19 protein-coding genes are annotated in these 20,888 nt (G+C 59.7%); 6 read left to right on the top strand and 13 right to left on the bottom strand.

Annotated elements, in window-relative coordinates:
* Positions 1–2: 2 nt before the first annotated feature.
* From aspS to ABV589_RS08260, 4 genes are all read right to left on the bottom strand, one after another.
* Complete coding sequence (aspS, locus tag ABV589_RS08245; protein ID WP_367085515.1) at positions 3–1,778, bottom strand: aspartate--tRNA ligase; 1,776 nt, start codon at positions 1,776–1,778, stop codon at positions 3–5.
* A gap of 100 nt (positions 1,779–1,878) precedes the next feature.
* Entirely contained in the window at positions 1,879–2,100 is a 222-nt protein-coding gene (locus tag ABV589_RS08250) for an FmdB family zinc ribbon protein (RefSeq protein WP_003227532.1), read from the bottom strand.
* A gap of 133 nt (positions 2,101–2,233) precedes the next feature.
* Positions 2,234–2,569 (bottom strand): ribbon-helix-helix domain-containing protein, encoded by a 336-nt coding sequence (locus ABV589_RS08255; protein ID WP_367085516.1) that lies wholly within the window; start codon positions 2,567–2,569, stop codon positions 2,234–2,236.
* Between the two features lie 187 nt (positions 2,570–2,756).
* Entirely contained in the window at positions 2,757–3,227 is a 471-nt protein-coding gene (locus ABV589_RS08260; RefSeq protein WP_007912745.1) for a Dps family protein, read from the bottom strand.
* A 310-nt stretch (positions 3,228–3,537) separates the two neighbouring features.
* On the opposite strand from ABV589_RS08260, the gene ABV589_RS08265 reads away from it, so the two are divergent.
* Positions 3,538–4,140 carry a cold-shock protein gene (locus tag ABV589_RS08265; RefSeq protein ID WP_003227539.1) on the top strand — a complete coding sequence of 201 codons (603 nt, stop codon included), beginning with the start codon at positions 3,538–3,540 and terminating at the stop codon, positions 4,138–4,140.
* A 73-nt stretch (positions 4,141–4,213) separates the two neighbouring features.
* On the opposite strand, the gene ABV589_RS08270 is transcribed toward ABV589_RS08265, so the two are convergent.
* Positions 4,214–4,420, bottom strand: a complete 207-nt coding sequence (locus ABV589_RS08270; protein ID WP_007962092.1) for a SlyX family protein — start codon at positions 4,418–4,420, stop codon at positions 4,214–4,216.
* A 3-nt stretch (positions 4,421–4,423) separates the two neighbouring features.
* Positions 4,424–4,849 (bottom strand): HIT domain-containing protein, encoded by a 426-nt coding sequence (locus ABV589_RS08275; RefSeq protein WP_367085517.1) that lies wholly within the window; start codon positions 4,847–4,849, stop codon positions 4,424–4,426.
* An 884-nt stretch (positions 4,850–5,733) separates the two neighbouring features.
* Between ABV589_RS08275 and ABV589_RS08280 the strand changes: the two genes are divergently transcribed.
* The gene (locus ABV589_RS08280) at positions 5,734–7,083 is read left to right on the top strand and encodes an OprD family porin (protein ID WP_108592213.1); all 1,350 of its coding nucleotides are present in this window, start codon (positions 5,734–5,736) and stop codon (positions 7,081–7,083) included.
* A gap of 117 nt (positions 7,084–7,200) precedes the next feature.
* On the opposite strand, the gene ABV589_RS08285 is transcribed toward ABV589_RS08280, so the two are convergent.
* Together ABV589_RS08285 and ABV589_RS08290 are read right to left on the bottom strand one after the other, a co-directional pair.
* Positions 7,201–8,043, bottom strand: coding sequence for a mechanosensitive ion channel family protein (locus tag ABV589_RS08285; protein ID WP_007912753.1), 843 nt, complete (start codon positions 8,041–8,043; stop codon positions 7,201–7,203).
* A gap of 180 nt (positions 8,044–8,223) precedes the next feature.
* Positions 8,224–8,709, bottom strand: a complete 486-nt coding sequence (locus tag ABV589_RS08290; protein ID WP_003227548.1) for a YajQ family cyclic di-GMP-binding protein — start codon at positions 8,707–8,709, stop codon at positions 8,224–8,226.
* 140 nt (positions 8,710–8,849) lie between these two features.
* Here ABV589_RS08290 and ABV589_RS08295 point away from each other — a divergent pair, with 140 nt between their 5' ends.
* The 3 genes from ABV589_RS08295 to ABV589_RS08305 are packed head-to-tail and all read left to right on the top strand — an operon-like array spanning position 8,850 to position 12,437.
* Positions 8,850–9,767: a putative 2-dehydropantoate 2-reductase gene (locus tag ABV589_RS08295; RefSeq protein ID WP_367085518.1), complete on the top strand. Its 918-nt coding sequence runs from the start codon at positions 8,850–8,852 to the stop codon at positions 9,765–9,767.
* Positions 9,768–9,812: 45 nt separating this feature from the next.
* On the top strand, positions 9,813–11,849 hold the full coding sequence (locus ABV589_RS08300) for an ATP-binding protein (RefSeq protein ID WP_367085519.1): 2,037 nt from the start codon (positions 9,813–9,815) through the stop codon (positions 11,847–11,849).
* 3 nt (positions 11,850–11,852) lie between these two features.
* The gene (locus ABV589_RS08305; protein ID WP_367085520.1) at positions 11,853–12,437 is read left to right on the top strand and encodes a cob(I)yrinic acid a,c-diamide adenosyltransferase; all 585 of its coding nucleotides are present in this window, start codon (positions 11,853–11,855) and stop codon (positions 12,435–12,437) included.
* A 130-nt stretch (positions 12,438–12,567) separates the two neighbouring features.
* Here the strand turns inward: ABV589_RS08305 and ABV589_RS08310 are convergent, their stop codons facing one another.
* The 4 genes from ABV589_RS08310 to secA all read right to left on the bottom strand — a co-directional run bounded on the left by ABV589_RS08310 (position 12,568) and on the right by secA (position 18,508).
* Entirely contained in the window at positions 12,568–13,512 is a 945-nt protein-coding gene (locus ABV589_RS08310; protein ID WP_367085521.1) for a Nudix family hydrolase, read from the bottom strand.
* On the bottom strand, positions 13,509–14,141 hold the full coding sequence (locus tag ABV589_RS08315; RefSeq protein WP_367085522.1) for a glutathione S-transferase family protein: 633 nt from the start codon (positions 14,139–14,141) through the stop codon (positions 13,509–13,511). The genes ABV589_RS08310 and ABV589_RS08315 overlap by 4 nt, the downstream gene beginning before the upstream one ends.
* Before the next feature lie 291 nt (positions 14,142–14,432).
* Complete coding sequence (gene argJ, locus ABV589_RS08320) at positions 14,433–15,650, bottom strand: bifunctional glutamate N-acetyltransferase/amino-acid acetyltransferase ArgJ (RefSeq protein WP_367085523.1); 1,218 nt, start codon at positions 15,648–15,650, stop codon at positions 14,433–14,435.
* 122 nt (positions 15,651–15,772) lie between these two features.
* A complete protein-coding gene (gene secA, locus ABV589_RS08325) occupies positions 15,773–18,508 on the bottom strand; it encodes a preprotein translocase subunit SecA (RefSeq protein ID WP_007962079.1) in 2,736 nt (911 codons plus the stop codon).
* A 307-nt stretch (positions 18,509–18,815) separates the two neighbouring features.
* Here secA and ABV589_RS08330 point away from each other — a divergent pair, with 307 nt between their 5' ends.
* Complete coding sequence (locus ABV589_RS08330; RefSeq protein ID WP_367085524.1) at positions 18,816–19,271, top strand: DciA family protein; 456 nt, start codon at positions 18,816–18,818, stop codon at positions 19,269–19,271.
* Positions 19,272–19,360: 89 nt separating this feature from the next.
* Here the strand turns inward: ABV589_RS08330 and ABV589_RS08335 are convergent, their stop codons facing one another.
* Positions 19,361–20,842 (bottom strand): helicase HerA-like domain-containing protein, encoded by a 1,482-nt coding sequence (locus ABV589_RS08335; protein WP_367085525.1) that lies wholly within the window; start codon positions 20,840–20,842, stop codon positions 19,361–19,363.
* Between the last annotated feature and the right edge of the window lie 46 nt (positions 20,843–20,888).

The raw sequence follows: 20,888 nt of genomic DNA on the forward strand, positions 1-20,888 counted from the left end.
TCTTACTCAGCCTTTGGCGTTTCGCGCAAACGAATGTGCAGCTCGCGCAATGCCTTGGCATCCACCACACCCGGCGCTTGGGTCATAACGTCCGCAGCACTCTGGGTTTTCGGGAAGGCGATCACTTCACGGATCGACTGGGCGCCGGTCATCAGCATCACCAGACGGTCCAGACCGAAGGCCAGACCACCGTGCGGCGGTGCACCGTACTTCAGCGCGTCAAGCAGGAAGCCGAACTTCTCTTCCTGTTCCGCTTCATTGATACCCAGCAGACGGAACACCGCTTGCTGCATTTCCTTGCGATGGATACGGATCGAACCGCCACCCAGCTCGGTACCGTTCAGTACCATGTCGTAGGCGCGGGACAGAGCGCCGGCCGGATTGGCTTCCAGCTCTTCAGGGGAGCACTTCGGTGCGGTGAACGGGTGGTGCAGCGCCGAGAAGCTGCCGTCGTCGTTCTCTTCGAACATCGGGAAGTCGACGACCCACATTGGCGCCCACTTGCAGGTCAGCAGGTCGAGGTCGTGGCCGAGTTTGATACGCAGCGCGCCCAGGGCTTCGCTGACGATCTTGGCCTTGTCGGCGCCGAAGAACACGATATCGCCGTCAACCGCACCGACGCGATCGAGGATCACGTTCAGGTTGGTTTCAGGGATGTTTTTCACGATCGGCGATTGCAGACCATCAACACCGGCAGCGCGCTCGTTGACCTTGATGTACGCCAGGCCCTTGGCACCGTAGATGCCGACGAACTTGGTGTAGTCGTCGATCTGCTTGCGCGGCATGCTCGCCCCGCCTGGAACGCGCAGCGCGGCGATACGGCATTTCGGATCGTTGGCCGGACCGCTGAACACCTTGAATTCGACTTCTTTGAGTTGATCGGCAACGTCGACCAATTCCAGCGGGTTACGCAGGTCCGGCTTGTCGGAGCCGTAACGGCGCATGGCTTCTTCGAAGGTCATGTGCGGGAACTCGCCGAATTCCAGATCCAGCACCTCCTTGAACAGGTTGCGGATCATGCCTTCGGTCAGGCCCATGATGTCTTTTTCGTCGAGGAAGCTGGTCTCGATGTCGATCTGAGTGAACTCAGGCTGACGGTCGGCACGCAGGTCTTCGTCGCGGAAGCATTTGGCGATCTGGTAGTAACGGTCGAAACCGGCCACCATCAGCAGTTGCTTGAACAGCTGAGGCGATTGCGGCAGCGCGAAGAACGAACCGGCGTGAGTACGGCTCGGCACTAGGTAGTCGCGGGCGCCTTCCGGGGTCGCGCGGGTCAGAATCGGCGTTTCGACGTCGAGGAAGCCGTTCTCGTCGAGGAAGCGACGGATGCTGGTGGTCATGCGCGAACGCAGACGCAGCTTCTCGGCCATTTCCGGACGACGCAGATCCAGGAAGCGGTAGCGCAGACGGGTTTCTTCGCCGACGTCGGAGTATTCGTTGAGCGGGAACGGCGGGGTTTCCGACTCGTTCAGCACTTCCAGCTCGTAGCCCAGCACTTCGATCATGCCCGACGCCATGTTGGCGTTGGTCGCACCGGCCGGACGCAGACGTACCTTGCCGGTGATCTTCACCACGTATTCGCTGCGCACGCGATCGGCGGCGGCGAAGCTCTCGGCGCGATCCGGATCGAACACCACCTGAGCCAGACCATCACGATCACGGATATCGAGGAAAATCACCCCGCCGTGGTCGCGACGACGGTGAACCCATCCGCAAAGGGTAATTTCCTGGCCTTCCAGGCTTTCGTTCAGTTGGCCGCAATAATGGCTGCGCATCATGGTAGTGGTTTCGCTTCTCGTAATTCGAAATTCGGTGGAGATTCCGTCGCACTCAAGCACTGCGAAATCTCACGCGTGTCGTTCGACCAGGGTTTGAACCCTAGTCAGATTTGTCGCCACCGGCCAGATTCTTCTTGGCTCCGGTCTTGAAATCGGTTTCGTACCAACCGCTGCCGCTGAGGCGAAAACCCGGCATGGACAGCTGTTTCTTGAGCTCTGGCGCCTGACAGGCAGGGCAGTCGACCAGCGGTGCCTCGCTGATCTTTTGAATGGCTTCCAACTGATGACCACAGGAAGCACATTGATAATCGTACATCGGCATGGGGGTGTCTCGGCGATCAGATTGCCACCGCGCGCAGGGCTTTGCGGCGAAAGAGCGGGATTATATCCATTAAATGCGGGCTGTGCAGCCGTAAGACTGCACAGCCCGCCACGTCATTTCAAGTATTGCCCGTTCAGGGCATGACGGCCGCCGGGGTATCCCGCAGGCCATTCATCACACACACCACCCGTACCAGACCGCTGAAGTTTTTCACCCCGCCGTGACGCAGGTGCACCTGGCGGTCCACATGGGACAGCAGCGTGCTGACCGAGCAGCCATTGTGCCCGGCCATGTCACCGAGAATGTTCCAGTAAACCTGCTCGAGCCTCAAGCACGTGGCAAACCCGTTCAACCGCACTGATCTCGCCAGCGGCCGGATCAGCTCGAAGTCGAAATCGCTGACAAACGGATCAACCTTCAGAGCCTGCTGCGAAACGCCATGTTCGCTTTGCCTGTCTGCACCCACCATATCGCTGACACTCCTTTGTCATCGCTGCTTTTATAAAGACAACATCCTGTGCCTTCATAAAAACGCAGACGCAGAGCCAGCGCCAGATGACTAGTTGCCCAGCAACGTAGGATAAGCCGACATGTTCAGTAAGATTTGAAACAGCACGCGGACATCCATTACCCCCGGATATCCGCGCACCGGATTATCAGGCCTCGAGCAACGCGCGCAGCATCCACGCGGTCTTCTCGTGTACTTGCATGCGCTGGGTCAGCAGGTCGGCCGTCGGCTCGTCACTGACTTTGTCCAGCAACGGGAAGATGCCGCGAGCGGTGCGCGTGACCGCTTCCTGGCCGTCGACCAACTGCTTGATCATGTCCTCGGCACTTGGCACGCCGACTTCTTCTTTAATAGAGGAGAGACGCGCGTAAGTCGCGTAGGCCCCCGGCGCCGGAAAACCCAGAGCTCGGATGCGCTCGGCGATCAGATCCACCGCCAGCGCCAGCTCGTTGTATTGCTCTTCGAACATCAGATGCAGGGTCCTGAACATGGGACCTGTGACGTTCCAGTGGAAGTTATGGGTTTTCAGATACAGCACATAGGTGTCCGACAGCAGCCGCGACAGCCCCTCGACGATGGACTTGCGGTCTTCTTCACTGATACCGATATCGATTGCCATGTTTACCCCCTAAGGCGATTGAATTCATCCAACAGGTGCAGCCCCACTCTAGCAAGGCAGCCGCCACCTCGCAGCCGGCAATCTTCACTCACCGTGCGACAAATCGACCGGGCCGGTGCCGCTGGCCGGGGTAATTTGAGTCGCTGCAGGCTTTGCTGTTAAATAGGCAGTGTGTCGCTACGCCCCGTTTTTCGGGGGTGTCGCGCATAGGCTGATGCCGGGCACGTGTCCAACGCCTCTTTATTGTTCCGAAGCGAACCGTGCGCCTTCAGCTCTTCCTTGTGAGCCGTCATAACGTGAGCCAATCAAAATGTTGAAGATCGTCCACCTGCTAATGGGCGCAGCGGCCTTGCTGCTGTCGTTCATACCTAGCTTGAAATCCGAAGCCGTTCCTTACCTGCAACAACCCGATGCACTTTACCTGGCCTTTTTCGGCCTGCTGAACCTGGTCATCGCTCCAGTGATTCCTTACTGGAACAAAGGCCCGCGCCAGCATCTGCAAAATCTGGTCAGCGCTCTTCTCGTGCTGACTGTCGTCCTGCAAACCCTGACCCTGATCGCACCGATGCCAGTCATCGCCGGTCAACCTGCCGTGTTGTTCAGCCTGGTGATCGCCCTGGTTGCCGTGGTTGTGCATCTGGCTGTGAGCTTCTACAAATCTTCACCGGCTGCCGCACCTGTCAGCTATGACATGAGCAATCGTGATACCGGTACCGTCAAGTGGTTCAACACCTCCAAGGGCTTCGGCTTTATCTCCCGGGATTCCGGCGATGATATTTTCGTGCACTTTCGTGCAATCCGTGGCGAAGGCCACCGCGTACTGGTCGAAGGCCAGCGCGTGGAGTTCTCGGTGATGAACCGGGACAAAGGCCTGCAAGCCGAGGACGTGATCGCCGCCCTGCCGCGTCGCTGATCCAGGGTAATAAAAAACCGCGAGCAGCCAGGCTGATCGCGGTTTTTTTATGCCTGCACAAACGTGCCTGGCATCAGTAATGCGGCGGTGGCGCCTCTTCCTCGAAAGAGTCGAACTGCCCGACCATCTCTTCCTGACGCTTGAGCAAGGCGGCCATCTGCAGCTGCAGGCGCTCGATCACCCGCTGCTGCGCCACCAGTTCGTCGTTCAATGCCTGAATGGTGTCGTCCTGGAAGGCCAGACGACTTTCCAGATCGGTAACGCGTTCTTCAAGGTTCATGGTTCAGCTCTCCAGAAACGTGAAGTGTTCGGTCAACACCAGTCGCAACCGCTCACGAATGGCCGCTACCTGCTCGGCGCTGTAGGGCTTTGCCGGATGTTTGCCCCAGACTGGCGCCGGCCATGCCGCATCGTCACGCTTGCGCACGATCACATGCATGTGCAGTTGGCTGACGACGTTGCCCAGCGTTGCGACGTTCATCTTGTCAGCGTCGAACAAGTCCTTGAGCAACTCGGCCAGCGCGGTGGTTTCCTGCCACAACTGCTGCTGGTCGGCGACATCCAACTGAAACAACTCGCTGATATCGTCGCGGCGTGGCACCAGGATGAACCACGGGTAATTGGCATCGTTGGACAACAGCAGCCGGCAGAGCGGGAAGTCGCCGATGGTCAGGGTGTCCTGTTGAAGTCGTGAATCTAAAGCAAACACTGCATGCACTCCCGGCTGATCTACACAATTCAGCTTAGCGGCCATCCCGACGGGCGACGCACCAAGCGACAGGCAGGCAGCATACCTGCGAATGCGCCGGGGTTCACGAAGCCAGCCCACTCAGGCCCTTGCAAGAGGCATTCATACGGACCGTGCACCATCACAGCGCCAGGTTTGCCCTCGAGCACGAACAAATGCCCGAGACGCCCAGATCAACCCGACAGCAGAGTGACCACACACTGTATGAATCCGGTACAGCCCGTAAATTTTTTGCACCAAAAGCGCACAGTGCGTCTACGCTCAGTGCGTCGGGCATCCGCCAAATACTCACTTATGGGGTGAACCGGTAACGTTTTTGGTTGTCACGCCACCCTTCGAACGTGACAACACGATGTAAAGGTATGCGTCAAGCCCCTGATACAAAAGGGCTTGAACCCCCGTTTTTATGAGGTTTTTACGGCTACAGGCGGGTGTTCAGAAAAATAAACGTGGCAACCCTGCACTTTGTGCACGCTTGTTGCATTCAGACACACATGGTCTATAAGCGCAGCACGTGAAGTGGCAGCTTGAGACCAACCAAATACGGTGGCAGGGTTGCCCCAATGGAGATTCAAGTGTTTTGCCAGGGACTCTTTTTTACCGATGCAAAAAGGCCCAGAAACAGCGATAAAGTTGTCAGCCCGGCTGCATGGGTAATGTGAATTTGCGACATCGACCAAGCTATTTGCGACCTCGTCGTAAAGAACATGAAAGGTTGTATGTGCAAGTATCGCCAACAATGTCGGCGTGATATAAGTTTGCGCCGACACAAAAAGAAAGAGCCGCCCAGATAATAAAACAGGTGGGACGGCAGTACTCTTCTAAAACCAAAGGAGCAAATCACGATGCGCGTGATGAAGTGGAGCACAATCGCACTGGCAGTTGCAGCAGCAGCCAGTACTCAGTTGGCTACGGCCGCCCCGTTTGTAGATGACCAGGCAGAAGCCAAAGGTTTTGTTGAAGGCGCGAAACTCACCGAGACGTTGAAGAACTACTACTTCAACCGCGACAACAAGAACGGTGGCCACGACCAGAAAGACTGGACCCAGGGCTTTCTCGGTAACTTCACTTCCGGTTACACCCAAGGCACCGTAGGCGTCGGTATCGATGCATTCGGTTACCTCGCGGTCAAGCTGGATGGCGGTGATGGTACTACCGGCACTGGCAACATGAGCCGTAGCGACACCGTCAAGGCCAACGGTTATGCCCACGACGTTAACGACAGCCAAGGCAAAGCCGGCGCAGCCGTTAAATTCCGCATCTCCAAAACCGAGCTGAAATTCGGCGACATGCAGCCAAGCACCGCTCCGGTATTCGCTGTTGGCGGCTCCCGTATCCTTCCGCAAACTGCCACTGGTTTCCAGTTGCAGAGCAGCGAAGTCAAAGATCTGGACCTCGAAGCGGGTCACTTCTACTCGGCTACCAGCCAGGACAAAAACGCTCGTGAAGGCGGCCTTTACGCCACCTACGCGGGTGTTGAAGCCAAAAACATCGACTACTTCGGTGGCAAATACGGCATCACTGACAACCTGACTGCATCGCTGTACGGCGCCAAGCTGGAAGACATCTGGAACCAGTACTACGCCAACGTGAACCTCACTACCCCGTTTGGTGGTGACACTTCGCTGAACACCGACTTCAACATCTACCGCACCACCGACACCGGCAGCGCCAAAGCGGGCGACATCAGCAACACCGCCTTCTCGCTGGCAACCGCCCTGTCGTTCCTGAAGGCACACACCTTCACCCTGGCCTTCCAGAAGGTCAACGGCGACACCCCGTTCGACTACATCGGCGTGGGCAAGAACAACCGTGGTGGCGACTCGATCTTCCTCGCCAACTCCATCCAGTACTCCGACTTCAACGGTGCAGGCGAGAAATCCCTGCAAGCCCGTTACGACCTGAAAATGGCCGAGTACGGCGTTCCTGGCCTGAGCTTCATGGTTCGTTACGTTAAAGGTTGGGATATCGACGGTACCCACACTCCCGCGGGTAGCGCTTACGCCGGCCTGTACGGTGAAGACGGTAAACACCACGAAACCAACTTCGAAGCCAAGTACGTTGTTCAGTCTGGCCCAGCGAAAGATCTGTCCTTCCGCATCCGTCAAGCCTGGCACGTTGCTAACGCTGACGAAGGCGAAGGCGACGTTAAAGAGTTCCGCCTGATCACCGAATACCCACTGAACATCCTGTAATTGTCAGTGGTTAGTTTCGAAGCATAAAAAAGGCCCATCTTCGGATGGGCCTTTTTTATTGCCTGTCACTTGTAATAAATGCCTGACCAGCAAGTCAGGCATTTAATTAGCAACCTATCATTGTGTTGCCGATTCCTGAACCACACGAATTACGCGCTGTGGAAACGGAATATCAATACCGGCAGTCTTTAAACGATCACGCGACTGTTCGTTAAACATGAACATCACATCCCAATAGTCTGCAGTTTTAACCCAGACTCGCAGGGAAACCGTGATCGAACTGTCACCCAATGTCGAAATGACTGCTTGTGGCGCAGGGTCCTGCAACACGCGCTCATCCTTGGCCAGATCCAGCAGCACTTGACGGGCCTTCTGCAGATCCGCTTCGTAATCCACACCCACGTCGAACACCACTTTGCGGGTTGGCTGACGGTTGGTGTTGGTGATGATGCCGTTCGAAAGATTGCCATTCGGGACGATGATGGTCTTGTTGTCACCGGTACGCAGCACGGTGTGGAAAATCTGGATGCTGTCGACCGTACCCGCCACGCCTTGCGCTTCGATCCAGTCACCGATACGGAATGGACGGAACAGCAAAATCAACACGCCGCCGGCGAAGTTCGCCAGGCTGCCTTGCAACGCCAGACCGATGGCCAGGCCGGCAGCACCGATCGCAGCCACGAACGAGGTGGTTTCCACGCCGATCATCGAGGCGACGCTGACGATCAGCAACACCTTGAGGATGATGTTCGCCAGACTGCTGATGAAGCCTTGCAGCGCCAGGTCGGCATTGCGCAGGGCCAGCAGACCGCCGAGTTTTTGCGTGACCTTGTTGATCAGCCACCAGCCAATGGCCAGGGTAATCACCGCCAGCAGCACGCGACTGCCGTATTCCATGATCATTGGAATCCACGCCTGGGACGCCTTGACCAGGTTGTCTACCTCAGCATTCAAATCCATCTTCCATCTCCTGATGTCCGGCTACCCGGGCTGTAAAAATCAGCGGCAGAAACCCGCCAGGTATACATAAAACAATGTGGGAGCGAGCTTGCTCGCGAAGGCGGTGTGTCAGTCAACTCATGGCTGAATGACATACCGCTTTCGCGAGCAAGCTCGCTCCCACAGATCATCTGACCGGACTTAGTCGCGGAAGTTGTTGAACTGCAGGGGCATGCCGAATTCCTTGGCGCGCAGCGCTGCAATGGCTTCCTGCAGGTCATCGCGCTTCTTGCCGGTCACACGTACCTGCTCGCCCTGAATGGCGGCCTGCACCTTGAGCTTGGCGTCCTTGATGTGCGCGACGATCTTCTTCGCCAGTTCCTTGTCGATGCCTTCCTTGAGAATCGCATCCTGCTTCATCAGTTTGCCCGAAGCGTAAGCGTCTTTGACTTCAAGGCACTGCACATCGATCTTGCGCTTGGTCAGGGCCAGCTTCAGGATCTCGATCATCGCTTCCAGCTGGAACCCGGCTTCAGCGGTCAGGTTGACGGTCAGGTCCTTTTCCTTGAACTCGAAGCTGCCTTTGCCTTTCAGGTCATAGCGACGATCGAGTTCCTTCACGGCGTTCTCGACCGCGTTGGTCAGCTCGTGTTTGTCCAGTTCGGATACCACGTCGAACGACGGCATGTAATCTCTCCAATAAAAAGGCGCGCTCGATGAGGATGGAGCGCGCTTGGCTTGCGGTTAAAATCCGGCTCATTATAACGGGTCTTTTCCCACCGATACGGCGAGCCTTGCATGCCAGTACCTTACCGAGTGAAAAACTGATGTCCACCCCTTGGCACGTTCTCGGCGCCGGCAGCCTCGGCACCCTCTGGGCCACGCGTCTGGCCCGGGCGGGTCTGCCGGTGCGCCTGATCGTGCGGGATGCCGAGCGCTTGCGCAGCTATCAGGCGGCGGGCGGTCTGACGCTGGTCGAACACGGCGCAGCCACTACCTATGCTGTCCCCGCGCAAACGGTGGACGATCCAGAGCCGATCCGCCGCCTGCTGGTCGCCTGCAAGGCCTATGACGCCGAAAGCGCCGTCGCCCGCCTCGCCCCGCGCCTGAGCGCAGATGCCGAGCTGATCCTGCTGCAAAACGGCCTCGGCAGTCAGGATGCGGTCGCAGCGGTGGTTCCGCAGGCACGCTGCATCAGCGCCTCCAGCACCGAAGGCGCGTTCCGCGACGGCGACTGGCGCGTGGTGTTTGCCGGCCACGGTTTCACCTGGCTGGGCGATGCCGGCCATCCGGTAGCGCCGATCTGGCTGGACGACCTGCAAGCGGCGAACATCCCCCACGAATGGAGCACCGACATTCTCACCCGGCTGTGGCGCAAACTGGCGCTCAATTGCGCGATCAATCCACTGACCGTGCTCCACGATTGCCGTAACGGCGGGCTGAAACAGCATCAATGCGAAGTCGCCACGCTGTGCGCAGAGCTGGCCGAATTGCTGGAGCGTTGCGGTCAACCGGCGGCGGCGCTCGATCTGCAACAGGAAGTCGAACGGGTGATCCACGCCACGGCGGCCAATTACTCGTCGATGTATCAGGACGTGGCCAACCAGCGCCGCACCGAAATCAGCTATCTGCTGGGCCACGCCTGCAAAGTCGCCAGCCGTCATCAACTGAATCTGCCGCACCTCAAGCAATTGCAGCAACGGTTGGTCGGCCATCTGCGCAGCCTTGGATTGCCCAGCGACTGAGCAGCGGCTACGCTGCCCACTTGTTCCTTTGCTGCGATAAACCTGATGCCATTGCGCCAGCGCCTTGAAAACCTGCCGGTCGGCCAGAAACTGCTGGCCGCCCTGCTGGTGTTGTTGACCACCGTCCTGCTGGTCGCCAACCTGACCTTTATCAGCGCCGCCTATTACATCTCCCAGGAAAGCATGGCGCCGCAGGCCCTGCAGACCATCGGCCGACTGATCTCCAACCCGAGCCTGGTCGCGCAAGCCCTCGAATCGCCACAGAGCGCCGAACGCCTGCTCAAGGAACTCGACAGCTATTCGCCGTTGCGCGCGGCGGCGCTGTATGACGGCAAGGGTGACCGCATCGCCCAGGTGCAGCGTGGCGACAAGCTCAATCTGCCGGAACGCTATCGGCACGTCGAAGCCTGGCAACTGACCGAGTTTCGCAGCAACCAGTTGATCACCCTGCCCCGCCCCGGCACCGCGCCGGGGCATCTGCTGCTGGTGGCCAGCAGTGAACTGCCGATGGCGTTCTACACCGGCACCCTGACTGCCAGCCTCGGCATCCTGATTTTCAGTGTGCTGCTGTGGCTGGTGATTGCCCGGCAGATCAAACGCCTGATCACCCGCCCGATTCATGAGCTGGAAGAGCTGTCGCGTCAGGTCACCCGCGAAGAGAACTATGCCCTGCGCGCCTCACGCGGCAACCACGATGAAATCGGCAGCCTCGCCGAGGCGTTCAACACCATGCTCTCGCGCATCGAAGCCCGCGAACAGCAGCTCAAGCGCGCCCGCGATGACTCGCAGGCCGCTTACGATCAGGCGCAGGGCCTAGCCGAAGAAACCCGCCACACCAACCGCAAACTGGAACTGGAAGTCCAGGTTCGGAGCAAGATCGAGAAGAAGCTCACCGGATTCCAGAACTACCTCAACAGCATCATCGACTCCATGCCTTCGGCGCTGATCGCCCTCGACGAGCAGCTCTACGTGACCCAGTGGAACCAGGAAGCCAGCGCCCTCTCCGGGACGCGTCTGGATGAAGCGCTGAACCAGCCGATCTTCCTCGCCTTCGAACCGCTCAAGCCGTTTCTGCCGCAACTCAAGCAGACCGTGGAAGAGCACACGGTGGCGAAAATCGAGCGAGTGACCTGGTTCAAGGATGACGAACCCAAGCATTACGCCCTGACCTTTTACCCGCTGATGGGCGGTGCCGGGCGGGGTGTGGTGATCCGCATCGACGACATCACCCAGCGCCTGTCGCTGGAAGAAATGATGGTGCAGTCGGAGAAAATGCTCTCGGTCGGTGGCCTCGCTGCCGGCATGGCCCATGAGATCAACAACCCGCTCGGCGCGATCCTGCACAACGTGCAGAACATTCGTCGGCGGCTGTCGGCGGATCTGCCGAAGAACCTCGAAACCGCCGAGCAGCTCGGCATCGAACTGGACACGGTCAACCGCTACCTGCAAAGCCGTGAAGTGCCGAAACTGCTCGATGGCATCCAGCAGGCCGGCGCGCGCGCGGCAAAAATCGTCACCCACATGCTCAGTTTCAGCCGCCGCAGCACCAGGCAAATGGCCCCGTGCGATCTGCCGGCGTTGATCGATCAGGCGGTGGAAATTGCCGGCAACGACTTTGATCTGGCGATCGGATTCGACTTCAAAGGCCAGGCGATCATCCGCCAGTTCGATCCGGCGCTCGGCCCGGTGCCGGGCACCGCCAACGAACTGGAACAAGTGCTGCTCAACCTGTTGAAAAACGCCGCGCAAGCCATTCACCAGCGCGAGGACGACAGCGAGCCGGGGCGGATCATCCTGCGCACCAAGCTCAATCCGCCATGGGCCGAGATCCAGGTCGAGGACAACGGCATCGGCATGAGCGAGAACGTGCGCAAACGTACTTTCGAGCCGTTCTTCACCACCAAGGAAATCGGTCAGGGCACGGGGCTGGGGCTGTCGGTGTCGTACTTCATCATCACCAACAACCACAAAGGCCAGATGGAAGTGCAGTCGGCGCCCGGTCAGGGCACCTGCTTTACCCTGCGCCTGCCGCTGGCACAACCGGCAGCCATCGCTGCCGAAACCAATCAACTACCGAGGTAACCCATGGGCTTTCGCTTGTCGAAGATTTACACCCGCACCGGCGACACCGGCGAAACCGGCCTGGGCGATGGCCGCCGCGTACCCAAGGATCACCCGCGGATCGAAGCGATTGGCGAAGTCGACACGCTGAACAGTCAGGTCGGTGTGCTGCTGGCCGGATTGATCGCCGAACGTGAGGCATTCCCGGGTTTGAATGAACTGATCGACGTGCTCGCGCCTTGCCAGCATCGCCTGTTTGACCTCGGCGGTGAGCTGGCGATGCCGGCGTATCAGGCGCTAAACGCGGCAGAAATCGAACGCCTGGAAGCGGCGATCGATGTGTGGAACGAGGAATTGGGGCCGCTGGAGAATTTCATTCTGCCCGGCGGTTCGATGCTGATCGCCCAGGCCCATGTGTGCCGCAGTCTGGCGCGCAGTGCCGAGCGGCGTTGTCAGCATTTGAATGCGATCGAGCCATTGGCCGGGGTTGGCCTGGCGTATATCAATCGGCTGTCGGATCTGTTGTTCGTGGCCGCAAGGTTGATTGCGCGGCGGCAGGGGATTGCAGAGATTTTGTGGCAACCTGCTGCAAAACCAATAGAAATGTAGTGTTTTATTGGCCGCCATCGCTGGCAAGCCAGCTCCCACAAGGTTTTGTATCGTTCTCCGCATTTGCGGTGCACCCGACACCTGTGGGAGCTGGCTTGCCAGCGATGAGGCCATCAGCCTCAGCACATAATCAAGCTACTGGCCAGAACGCCCGAATCCCCGCCACACCCTGAGCCCCGACACCCCAAGCCTTCTCGCGCTCCGCCGGGCCAACCCCGCCGAGCAAGAACACCGGTTTGCTGAAGCCCTCGATCAACGCCGCAGCCTGCTCCCAGCCCAACGGTTGCGCGTCCGGGTGGGTCAAGGTTGGTTGTACCGGCGACAGGGTGACGAAATCCACGCCCATCTGCTCGGCCAGCGCCAGTTCTTCGGCGTTGTGGCACGAAGCCGCCAACCAGCGCTCCGCCGGCAACGGTCGCCCCGCTTCGGCGTATTTGCGCAATTGCGCGGCGGTGATGTGCCAGCCGGCCGACGGGAAATCGCCGAGCCATTCGAACGGCCCCTTGATCATCAACTGCGCCTTGCCGGCACACAGACCGGCTGCATCCACCGCCAGATCGCGGTATTTGGGGTCGTAGCCGTTGGGCGCACGCAGCTGGATCAGTTTGATCCCGCCGGCAATCGCCTTCTGAATGCCGCGTAGCAAGGCCGGGGCTTCCAGATCTTCCGGGGTGATCAAGTATTCAGCGGGCAGGCGTGCGGCGGCGACGATTGGCTGGTTGGCGGCCGGAAACTCGTAGCCGGTCAGTTCTTTCGCGCTGACCCAGGCCAGTGGCTGACCTTCGGCACCGTGGGGGTCACCGCTGAAGCTCGAGACTTCCCAGACATCCAGCAACACCTGTTTGTCCGGGTAGTCGTGGCGAACCTTGATCAGTGGACGAGCGGCGCCCACGACAATGCCCAATTCTTCCTGAAGCTCGCGAGCCAGGGCGCTTTCGACCGATTCGTCGGCCTCGACCTTGCCGCCGGGAAACTCCCACAAGCCGCCCTGATGCTGGGTGTCGGCACGGCGGGCGATGAGGATTTTGCCGCTGTCGTCACGAATGACGGCAGCCGCGACGTGTACGCGTTTCACGGATTCAACTCCTCCAGTCCCGCCTTTTGCCACGCCTTGAAGGCGGGCCATTGGTAGACGGTTTCAACATAGGCTTGATCAACCGCCGGCAACTGCACCTGGTAAGTCCGCAGGCGCACGGCAATCGGGGCGAAGAACGCATCAGCCAGACTCACCCGGCCAAACAGATACGGTCCAGGCTCTGTGGCGGCAGCGCGGCATTCGGCCCACAGCGCGAGCATGCGTTCGATATCGACCTTCACTTCCGGCGGCACCGGGTTGAGCGGTGCGTCGTGGCTCAGGTTGAACGGCATGTGATTGCGCATGGCGAAAAAGCCGCTGTGCATCTGCGCGCACGCAGAACGGGCCTGGGCGCGAGCGTAAACATCGCTCGGCCAGAGCTGATCGGACGGGAACTGCTCGGCCAGGTATTCGGCGATCGCCAGAGAGTCGGCGATGGTGCCACGAGAGGTTTGCAGCAACGGCACCTTGGCGGTCGGCGAATGCTTGAGCAGCTTCTCGCGGGTGTCGGGCTTGCCGAGCTTGATCAGTTCTTCGCTGTAGGGTGCGCCGGTCAGCTCGACGGCCAGTGCGGCACGCAGCGACCAGGAAGAAAGCAGTTTGTCGCCGATGATCAGGTGCAGGGACATGGTGTGGCGCCTTTTCGTCAGTGGAAAGCTTCAAGACTTGTAGTGACCGGGCCGACGCTTTCGCGGGCGAGCCCGCTCCCACAGTAGTTTCGGTCGTGCACAAAGGTTGTGTACACCGCAGAACCCTGTGGGAGCGGGCTTGCCCGCGAAGAGGCCGGCTCATTCAACATTGATGTTGCCTGACACAACGCCATCGCGAGCAGGCTCACTCCTACAGTAGATGAGTGAACGACACGGATCCCTGTAGGAGTGAGCCTGCTCGCGATGGCGGCGACTCGGTCTCAGATTAAATCAGGTCCGGTACTCGGCGTTGATCTTCACGTATTCATGCGACAGGTCGGTGGTCCAGATGGTTTCGCTGCAATCGCCACGGCCCAGTTCGATGCGGATGGTGATCTCTTCCTGCTGCATCACCGCCGAGCCCTGCGCTTCAGTGTAGGTCGCCGCGCGAGCGCCACGGCTGGCGATGCACACGTCGCCAAGGAACACGTCGATCTTGCTCACATCCAGATCCGGCACGCCGGCACGGCCGACAGCGGCCAGAATGCGCCCCCAGTTCGGGTCGGAGGCAAACAGCGCGGTCTTGATCAGCGGCGAGTGGGCCACGGTGTAACCGACGTCCAGGCATTCCTGATGATTGCCGCCGCCGTTGACTTCAACGGTGACGAATTTGGTCGCGCCTTCGCCGTCACGCACGATGGCCTGGGCCACGTCCATGCACACTTCGAATACCGCTTGCTTGAGCTTGTCGAACAGCTCGCCTTCGGCGCGGGTGATTTCCGGCAGCGCAGCCTTGCCGGTGGCGATCAACATGCAGCAGTCGTTGGTCGAGGTGTCGCCGTCGATGGTAATGCGGTTGAACGACTTGTTCGCACCGTCGAGCATCAGGTTGTGCAGCACGTCGCGGGCGACTTTGGCGTCGGTAGCGATGTAGCCAAGCATGGTCGCCATGTTCGGGCGAATCATGCCTGCGCCTTTGCTGATGCCGGTGACGGTGATGGTCACGCCGTCATGCTCGAACTGACGGCTGGCCCCCTTGGGCAGGGTGTCGGTGGTCATGATGCCGGTGGCGGCGGCTTCCCAGTTGTTTTCCGACAGGTCGTCCAGCGCCGCTTGCAACGCGCCTTCGATCTTCTCGACCGGCAGTGGCTCGCCGATCACGCCGGTGGAGTACGGCAGGATCTGGCTGGCATCGACACCGGTCAGTTCGGCCAGTCTGGCGGTGGTGCGCTCTGCAGCCGCCAGGCCTGGCTCACCGGTACCGGCGTTGGCGTTGCCGGTGTTGGTCAGCAGGTAACGCACGTCGTTCTGCACACGTTTTTTCGCCAGGATCACCGGCGCGGCGCAAAACGCGTTCAGCGTGAACACGCCGGCCACGGTCGAACCTTCGGCGCAGCGCATCACTACCACATCCTTGCGCCCGGGGCGCTTGATGCCTGCCGAGGCGATACCGAGTTCAAAACCGGCAACCGGGTGCAACGTTGGCAAAGGACCAAGACCAACAGCCATGAATGCGCTCCTTACTCAATGATGTCAGCACCGCTCACAGGGATGGCGGTGGTGTAAATGGCAAAACGCCGCGACGGCAGAAGCCGGTCGCGGCGCGGGTATTTCAGCGATTGAAACGGGAGTTACTGGATCTGCCCGTGGCAATGCTTGAATTTCTTGCCCGAACCGCAGTAGCACAGTTCGTTGCGACCCAGCTTCTGCTCGTTGCGTACCGGCGCGGTGGCGAGGGCTACATCGACCTCTTCACCCAGCACTTCCGGCTGCTCCAGACCAGGGGCCTCGGCGTGTTCGAACTGCATGCGGGCGGCCAGTGCTTCGGCCTCCTGACGCAGGCGTTGCTCTTCGGCTTCCGGATCTTCGCGGCGCACCTGAACGTGCGACAGCACACGGATCGAGTCGCGCTTGATCGAATCCAGCAGCTCGGAGAACAGCGTGAACGACTCGCGCTTGTATTCCTGCTTCGGGTTCTTCTGGGCGTAGCCACGCAGGTGGATGCCGTGACGCAGGTGATCCATGGTCGACAGGTGGTCTTTCCACAGGTCGTCCAGCACGCGCAGAACGATTTGTTTCTCGAACGAGCGCAGTGCTTCGGCACCGGCCTGATCTTCTTTCTCGTTGTACGCCGCCATCAGCTCGACCATCAGCTTCTCGCGCAGCGTCTCTTCGTACAGGTGATCGTCCTCGTCGAGCCATTGCTGGATCGGCAGTTTCACCCCGAAGTCGCTTTCCAGCGAAGCTTCCAGACCGGCCACGTCCCACTGCTCTGGCAGCGATTGCGGCGGAATGTGCGCGCTGACGGTGGCGTTGAGCACGTCCTGACGGAAGTCGGCGATGGTTTCACCGATGTTGTCGGCGGCCAGCAACGTGTTACGCATGTGATAGATCACTTTACGCTGTTCGTTGTTGACGTCGTCGAACTCGAGCAGCTGCTTGCGGATGTCGAAGTTGCGACCTTCGACCTTGCGCTGCGCCTTCTCGATCGCATTGGTCACCATGCGGTGCTCGATCGCTTCGCCAGGCTGCATGCCCAGGGCTTTCATGAAGTTCTTCACCCGGTCAGAGGCGAAGATACGCATCAGGCTGTCTTCCAGCGACAGGTAGAAACGGCTGGAACCGGCATCACCCTGACGACCGGCACGGCCACGCAGCTGGTTGTCGATACGACGGGATTCGTGACGCTCGGAAGCAATCACCTGCAGACCGCCGGACTCCAGCACTTGCTGGTGACGTTTCTGCCAGTCGGCCTTGATCTGGGCGATCTGCTCGGGGCTCGGGTTTTCCAGCGCCGCGACTTCCACTTCCCAGTTACCGCCCAACAGAATGTCGGTACCACGACCGGCCATGTTGGTGGCGATGGTCAGGGCGCCCGGACGACCGGCTTGCGCGATGATCTCGGCTTCTTTTTCGTGGAACTTGGCGTTCAGCACCTTGTGCTCGATGCCTTCCTTGTTGAGCAGGTTGGACACATGCTCGGAAGTTTCGATGGTCGCGGTACCCACCAGGATCGGACGGCCCTGGGCCATGCCTTCCTTGATGTCGTTGATGATCGCCGCGTATTTCTCTTCGGCGGTCAGGAACACCAGGTCGTTGAAATCTTTACGCGCCAACGGCTTGTTCGGCGGAATGACCATGACCTGCAAGCCATAGATCTGGTGGAATTCGAACGCTTCGGTGTCGGCGGTACCGGTCATGCCGGACAGCTTGGTGTACAGACGGAAGTAGTTCTGGAACGTGGTCGATGCCAGGGTCTGGCTCTCGGCCTGAATGTTCAGACCTTCCTTGGCTTCGATGGCCTGGTGCAGGCCTTCGGACAGACGACGACCCGGCATGGTACGACCGGTGTGTTCGTCGACCAGTACGACCTGACCGTCCTGCACGATGTATTCGACGTTGCGGTGGAACAGCTTGTGCGCACGCAGACCCGAATAGACGTGGGTCAGCAGGCCCAGGTTATGCGCCGAGTACAGGCTCTCGCCTTCAGCCAGCAGGCCGACACCGGTGAGCATTTCTTCGATGTACTGGTGACCGGCTTCGTTGAGTTCGACCTGACGGGTCTTCTCGTCGATGGTGTAGTGACCGGCCTTGGTGACCTGGCCTTCGACTTCTTCGACGTGCAATTCCAGCTGCGGGATCAACTTGTTGATCTCCATGTACAGCTTGGAACTGTCCTCGGCCTGACCGGAAATGATCAGCGGGGTACGGGCTTCGTCGATGAGGATGGAGTCGACTTCGTCGATCACGGCAAAATTGAGTTCGCGCTGGAATTTCTCTTCCATGCTGAACGCCATGTTGTCGCGCAGGTAGTCGAACCCGAATTCGTTGTTGGTACCGTAGGTGATGTCGGCAGCGTAGGCGGCGCGCTTCTCTTCTGGCGGCTGGAACGGCGTCACGACGCCGACGGTCAGGCCGAGGAATTCATACAGCGGGCGCATCCAGTTGGCGTCACGGCGGGCCAGGTAGTCGTTCACGGTCACAACGTGCACGCCCTTGCCGGACAGCGCGTTGAGGTAAACGCCCAGGGTCGCGACGAGGGTTTTACCCTCACCGGTACGCATTTCGGCAATCATGCCTTCATGCAAGGTCATGCCGCCGATCAACTGGACGTCGAAGTGGCGCATGCCCATGACGCGCTTGCCGGCTTCACGGGCGACCGCGAAGGCTTCAGGCAACAGCTTGTCGAGGGATTCCCCTTTGGCGATACGGGCCTTGAACTCATTGGTCTTGGCGCGCAACTGATCGTCCGAAAGGGCCACCATTTGCTCTTCGAAGGCATTGACGAGCTGCACCGTCTTGAGCATGCGTTTGACTTCACGCTCGTTCTTGCTTCCAAAAAGTTTCTTTAACAAAGGCGCAAACATATCGGCAGGATCTTCCACACTAAAGGGATGGAGGGCGGCCCCGTGAGTCGCCCGTGCAGCCCTCATGGCCGCATGCGAACGAGCATTCTACCCGGAAACGGTGGTGAGGAAAGTGGCGATATTCCACGATGCTGGCACTGCGCTTTGACGGGGCTCACTTAAAATAAGGGCGTTTTGCTCAACTTCAACCCATCAAGGCAAGAAGTTAGTTGTTGATTTAATGGGTAAAGCAGGGACAAAAGCAATGGGCGAGTGGTTCCGTTGCTTTCTGCTACCATGACGCCTCTGTTACTTCAGGTGTTCGATCATGGCATTTCGCCCCCTTACAGCCAGAGCGCCCGCCGTTCTGCTACGCGAAGCCAAGCCGCTCAAAGCCATCCTCGGCCATGCCCAACGCCTCGCTCATCTGCAACGCCTGCTTGAAAGCCAGCTGCAACCCGCCGCTCGCGCACACTGTCATGTGGCCAAGTGGCGTGAAGGTGAACTGTCGCTGGTGGTCACTGACGGCCATTGGGCTACACGCCTGCGCTACCAGCAAAAACGCCTGCAACGGCAACTGCAGCTGTTCGAAGAGTTCGCCAACCTGACGCGAATCAAATTCAGCGTGCGACCACCGATCGTCCAGCCTGGGGCTGCCGGGCACACGATGGACCTGTCGAGCGATGCGGCGGCGACCATTCAGTCCACGGCCGACGGGATCAGCGATCCTGGCCTGCGCGCGGCGCTTGAGCGTCTGGCGGCGCACGCCAAAGACAAGGCCTGAAGCAAAAGCAAAAGATCGCAGCCTGCGGCAGCTCCTACAGTTGAAATACGTTCCCCTGTAGGAGCTGCCGCAGGCTGCGATCTTTGCTTTTAGCGGCGTTTACTGCCGCCAAGTAACGAGCCCATCAAACCGCGCACCAGTTGCTTGCCCAGATTGTTCGCGGCCTGGCGCATCGCCGATTTCAAGGCCTGCCCCGCCGCCGTGCCCAGAAACTCTCCGGCCCGATCGGCCAGGCTCGGCTCTTCGGCTGCCGGCTTACCCGCTGGCGCATCCGGTGCCAGATCCTTGCGGCCCATCAGGATTTCATACGCCGACTCACGATCGATCGGCTTGTCATAACGGCCTTTGAACGGCGACCCGGCAATCAGCATGGTGCGTTCGGTCTCGCTCAGCGGCCCGATCCGCGACTGCGGTGGCGCCACCAGCACCCGCTGGACCATCTCCGGCGTGCCTTTTTCCTGCAGCGTCCCGACCAGTGCTTCGCCGATACCCAATTCCGTCAGCACCGACAAGGTGTCGAATGCCGGATTCGGCCGGAAGCCATCGGCCACCGCGCGCAGGGACTTCTGCTCCTTGGCGGTGAACGCACGCAAACCGTGCTGGATGCGCAGACCGAGTTGCGCCAGCACGTTATCCGGCAAATCCCCCGGTGACTGGGTGACGAAATACACGCCGACACCTTTCGAGCGAATCAGCCGCACCACCTGCTCCAGACGCTCCTGCAGCGCCTTGGGCGTATCACCGAAGAGCAAATGCGCTTCATCGAAGAACAGCGCCAGCAGCGGTTTGTCGGCGTCGCCGCGCTCCGGCAACTGCTCGAACAGCTCGGCCAGCAGCCACAGCAGGAACGTCGCGTAGACCTTCGGCGCCTCGTGTACCAGACGGCTGGCATCGAGCAAATGAATGCGTCCACGGCCATCGGCGGACGGTTGAAGAATGTCTTCGAGTTGCAGCGCCGGTTCGCCGAACAAGGCTTCAGCGCCCTGCTGTTCCAGGGTCGCCAGCCTGCGCAACAGCGCCTGACTGGAACCGGTGGTCATCAGCGCAGCATCTTCGCCGAGCAGTTGCGGGTTGTCCTTGAGGTGATTGAGCAGCGCCTTGAGGTCTTTCAGATCCAGCAGCAACAGGCCTTCGCGATCCGCCACTTTAAAGGCTGCGTACAGCGCCGACTGCTGGCTGTCGGTCAGTTCCAGCAGGCTGCCGATCAGCAACGGGCCCATTTCACTCAAGGTGGTACGCAACGGATGACCGGATTCACCGTGAATGTCCCACAGCGTCACCGGATAGGCCTGCGGCTTGTGGTCGAGCCAGGGCATCCCGGCGATGCGCTCGGCAACCTTGCCCTGCGGATTGCCGGCGGCACCGAGGCCACACAGGTCGCCCTTGATGTCGGCGGCGAACACCGCGACCCCGGCGTCACTGAATGCTTCGGCAAGGCGTTGCAAAGTCACGGTCTTGCCGGTCCCGGTCGCACCGGCGATCAGCCCGTGACGGTTGGCCAGGCGCATGGCCTGAGCAATCGGTTGCCCCGCCAGATCGGCGCCGATAACGAGTTGCGATGTGTCAGGCATTTTGTCACCTATGGTTAATCTTTAATCCGCTGTGGCCGATAGCTAA

It is taken from the genome of Pseudomonas sp. HOU2, assembly GCF_040729435.1.
Lineage (GTDB): Bacteria > Pseudomonadota > Gammaproteobacteria > Pseudomonadales > Pseudomonadaceae > Aquipseudomonas.

Coding starts and splice junctions, on each gene's coding strand:
- ABV589_RS08295 (WP_367085518.1), top strand. CDS start 8,850: ATGTCCACCCCTTGGCACGTTCTCGGCGCCGGCAGCCTCGGCACCCTC.
- ABV589_RS08335 (WP_367085525.1), bottom strand. CDS start 20,842: ATGCCTGACACATCGCAACTCGTTATCGGCGCCGATCTGGCGGGGCAA.
- aspS (WP_367085515.1), bottom strand. CDS start 1,778: ATGATGCGCAGCCATTATTGCGGCCAACTGAACGAAAGCCTGGAAGGC.
- ABV589_RS08255 (WP_367085516.1), bottom strand. CDS start 2,569: ATGGTGGGTGCAGACAGGCAAAGCGAACATGGCGTTTCGCAGCAGGCT.
- ABV589_RS08285 (WP_007912753.1), bottom strand. CDS start 8,043: ATGGATTTGAATGCTGAGGTAGACAACCTGGTCAAGGCGTCCCAGGCG.
- ABV589_RS08250 (WP_003227532.1), bottom strand. CDS start 2,100: ATGCCGATGTACGATTATCAATGTGCTTCCTGTGGTCATCAGTTGGAA.
- ABV589_RS08305 (WP_367085520.1), top strand. CDS start 11,853: ATGGGCTTTCGCTTGTCGAAGATTTACACCCGCACCGGCGACACCGGC.
- ABV589_RS08280 (WP_108592213.1), top strand. CDS start 5,734: ATGCGCGTGATGAAGTGGAGCACAATCGCACTGGCAGTTGCAGCAGCA.
- ABV589_RS08270 (WP_007962092.1), bottom strand. CDS start 4,420: ATGAACCTTGAAGAACGCGTTACCGATCTGGAAAGTCGTCTGGCCTTC.
- ABV589_RS08300 (WP_367085519.1), top strand. CDS start 9,813: ATGCCATTGCGCCAGCGCCTTGAAAACCTGCCGGTCGGCCAGAAACTG.
- argJ (WP_367085523.1), bottom strand. CDS start 15,650: ATGGCTGTTGGTCTTGGTCCTTTGCCAACGTTGCACCCGGTTGCCGGT.
- ABV589_RS08260 (WP_007912745.1), bottom strand. CDS start 3,227: ATGGCAATCGATATCGGTATCAGTGAAGAAGACCGCAAGTCCATCGTC.
- secA (WP_007962079.1), bottom strand. CDS start 18,508: ATGTTTGCGCCTTTGTTAAAGAAACTTTTTGGAAGCAAGAACGAGCGT.
- ABV589_RS08265 (WP_003227539.1), top strand. CDS start 3,538: ATGTTGAAGATCGTCCACCTGCTAATGGGCGCAGCGGCCTTGCTGCTG.
- ABV589_RS08290 (WP_003227548.1), bottom strand. CDS start 8,709: ATGCCGTCGTTCGACGTGGTATCCGAACTGGACAAACACGAGCTGACC.
- ABV589_RS08330 (WP_367085524.1), top strand. CDS start 18,816: ATGGCATTTCGCCCCCTTACAGCCAGAGCGCCCGCCGTTCTGCTACGC.
- ABV589_RS08315 (WP_367085522.1), bottom strand. CDS start 14,141: ATGTCCCTGCACCTGATCATCGGCGACAAACTGCTTTCTTCCTGGTCG.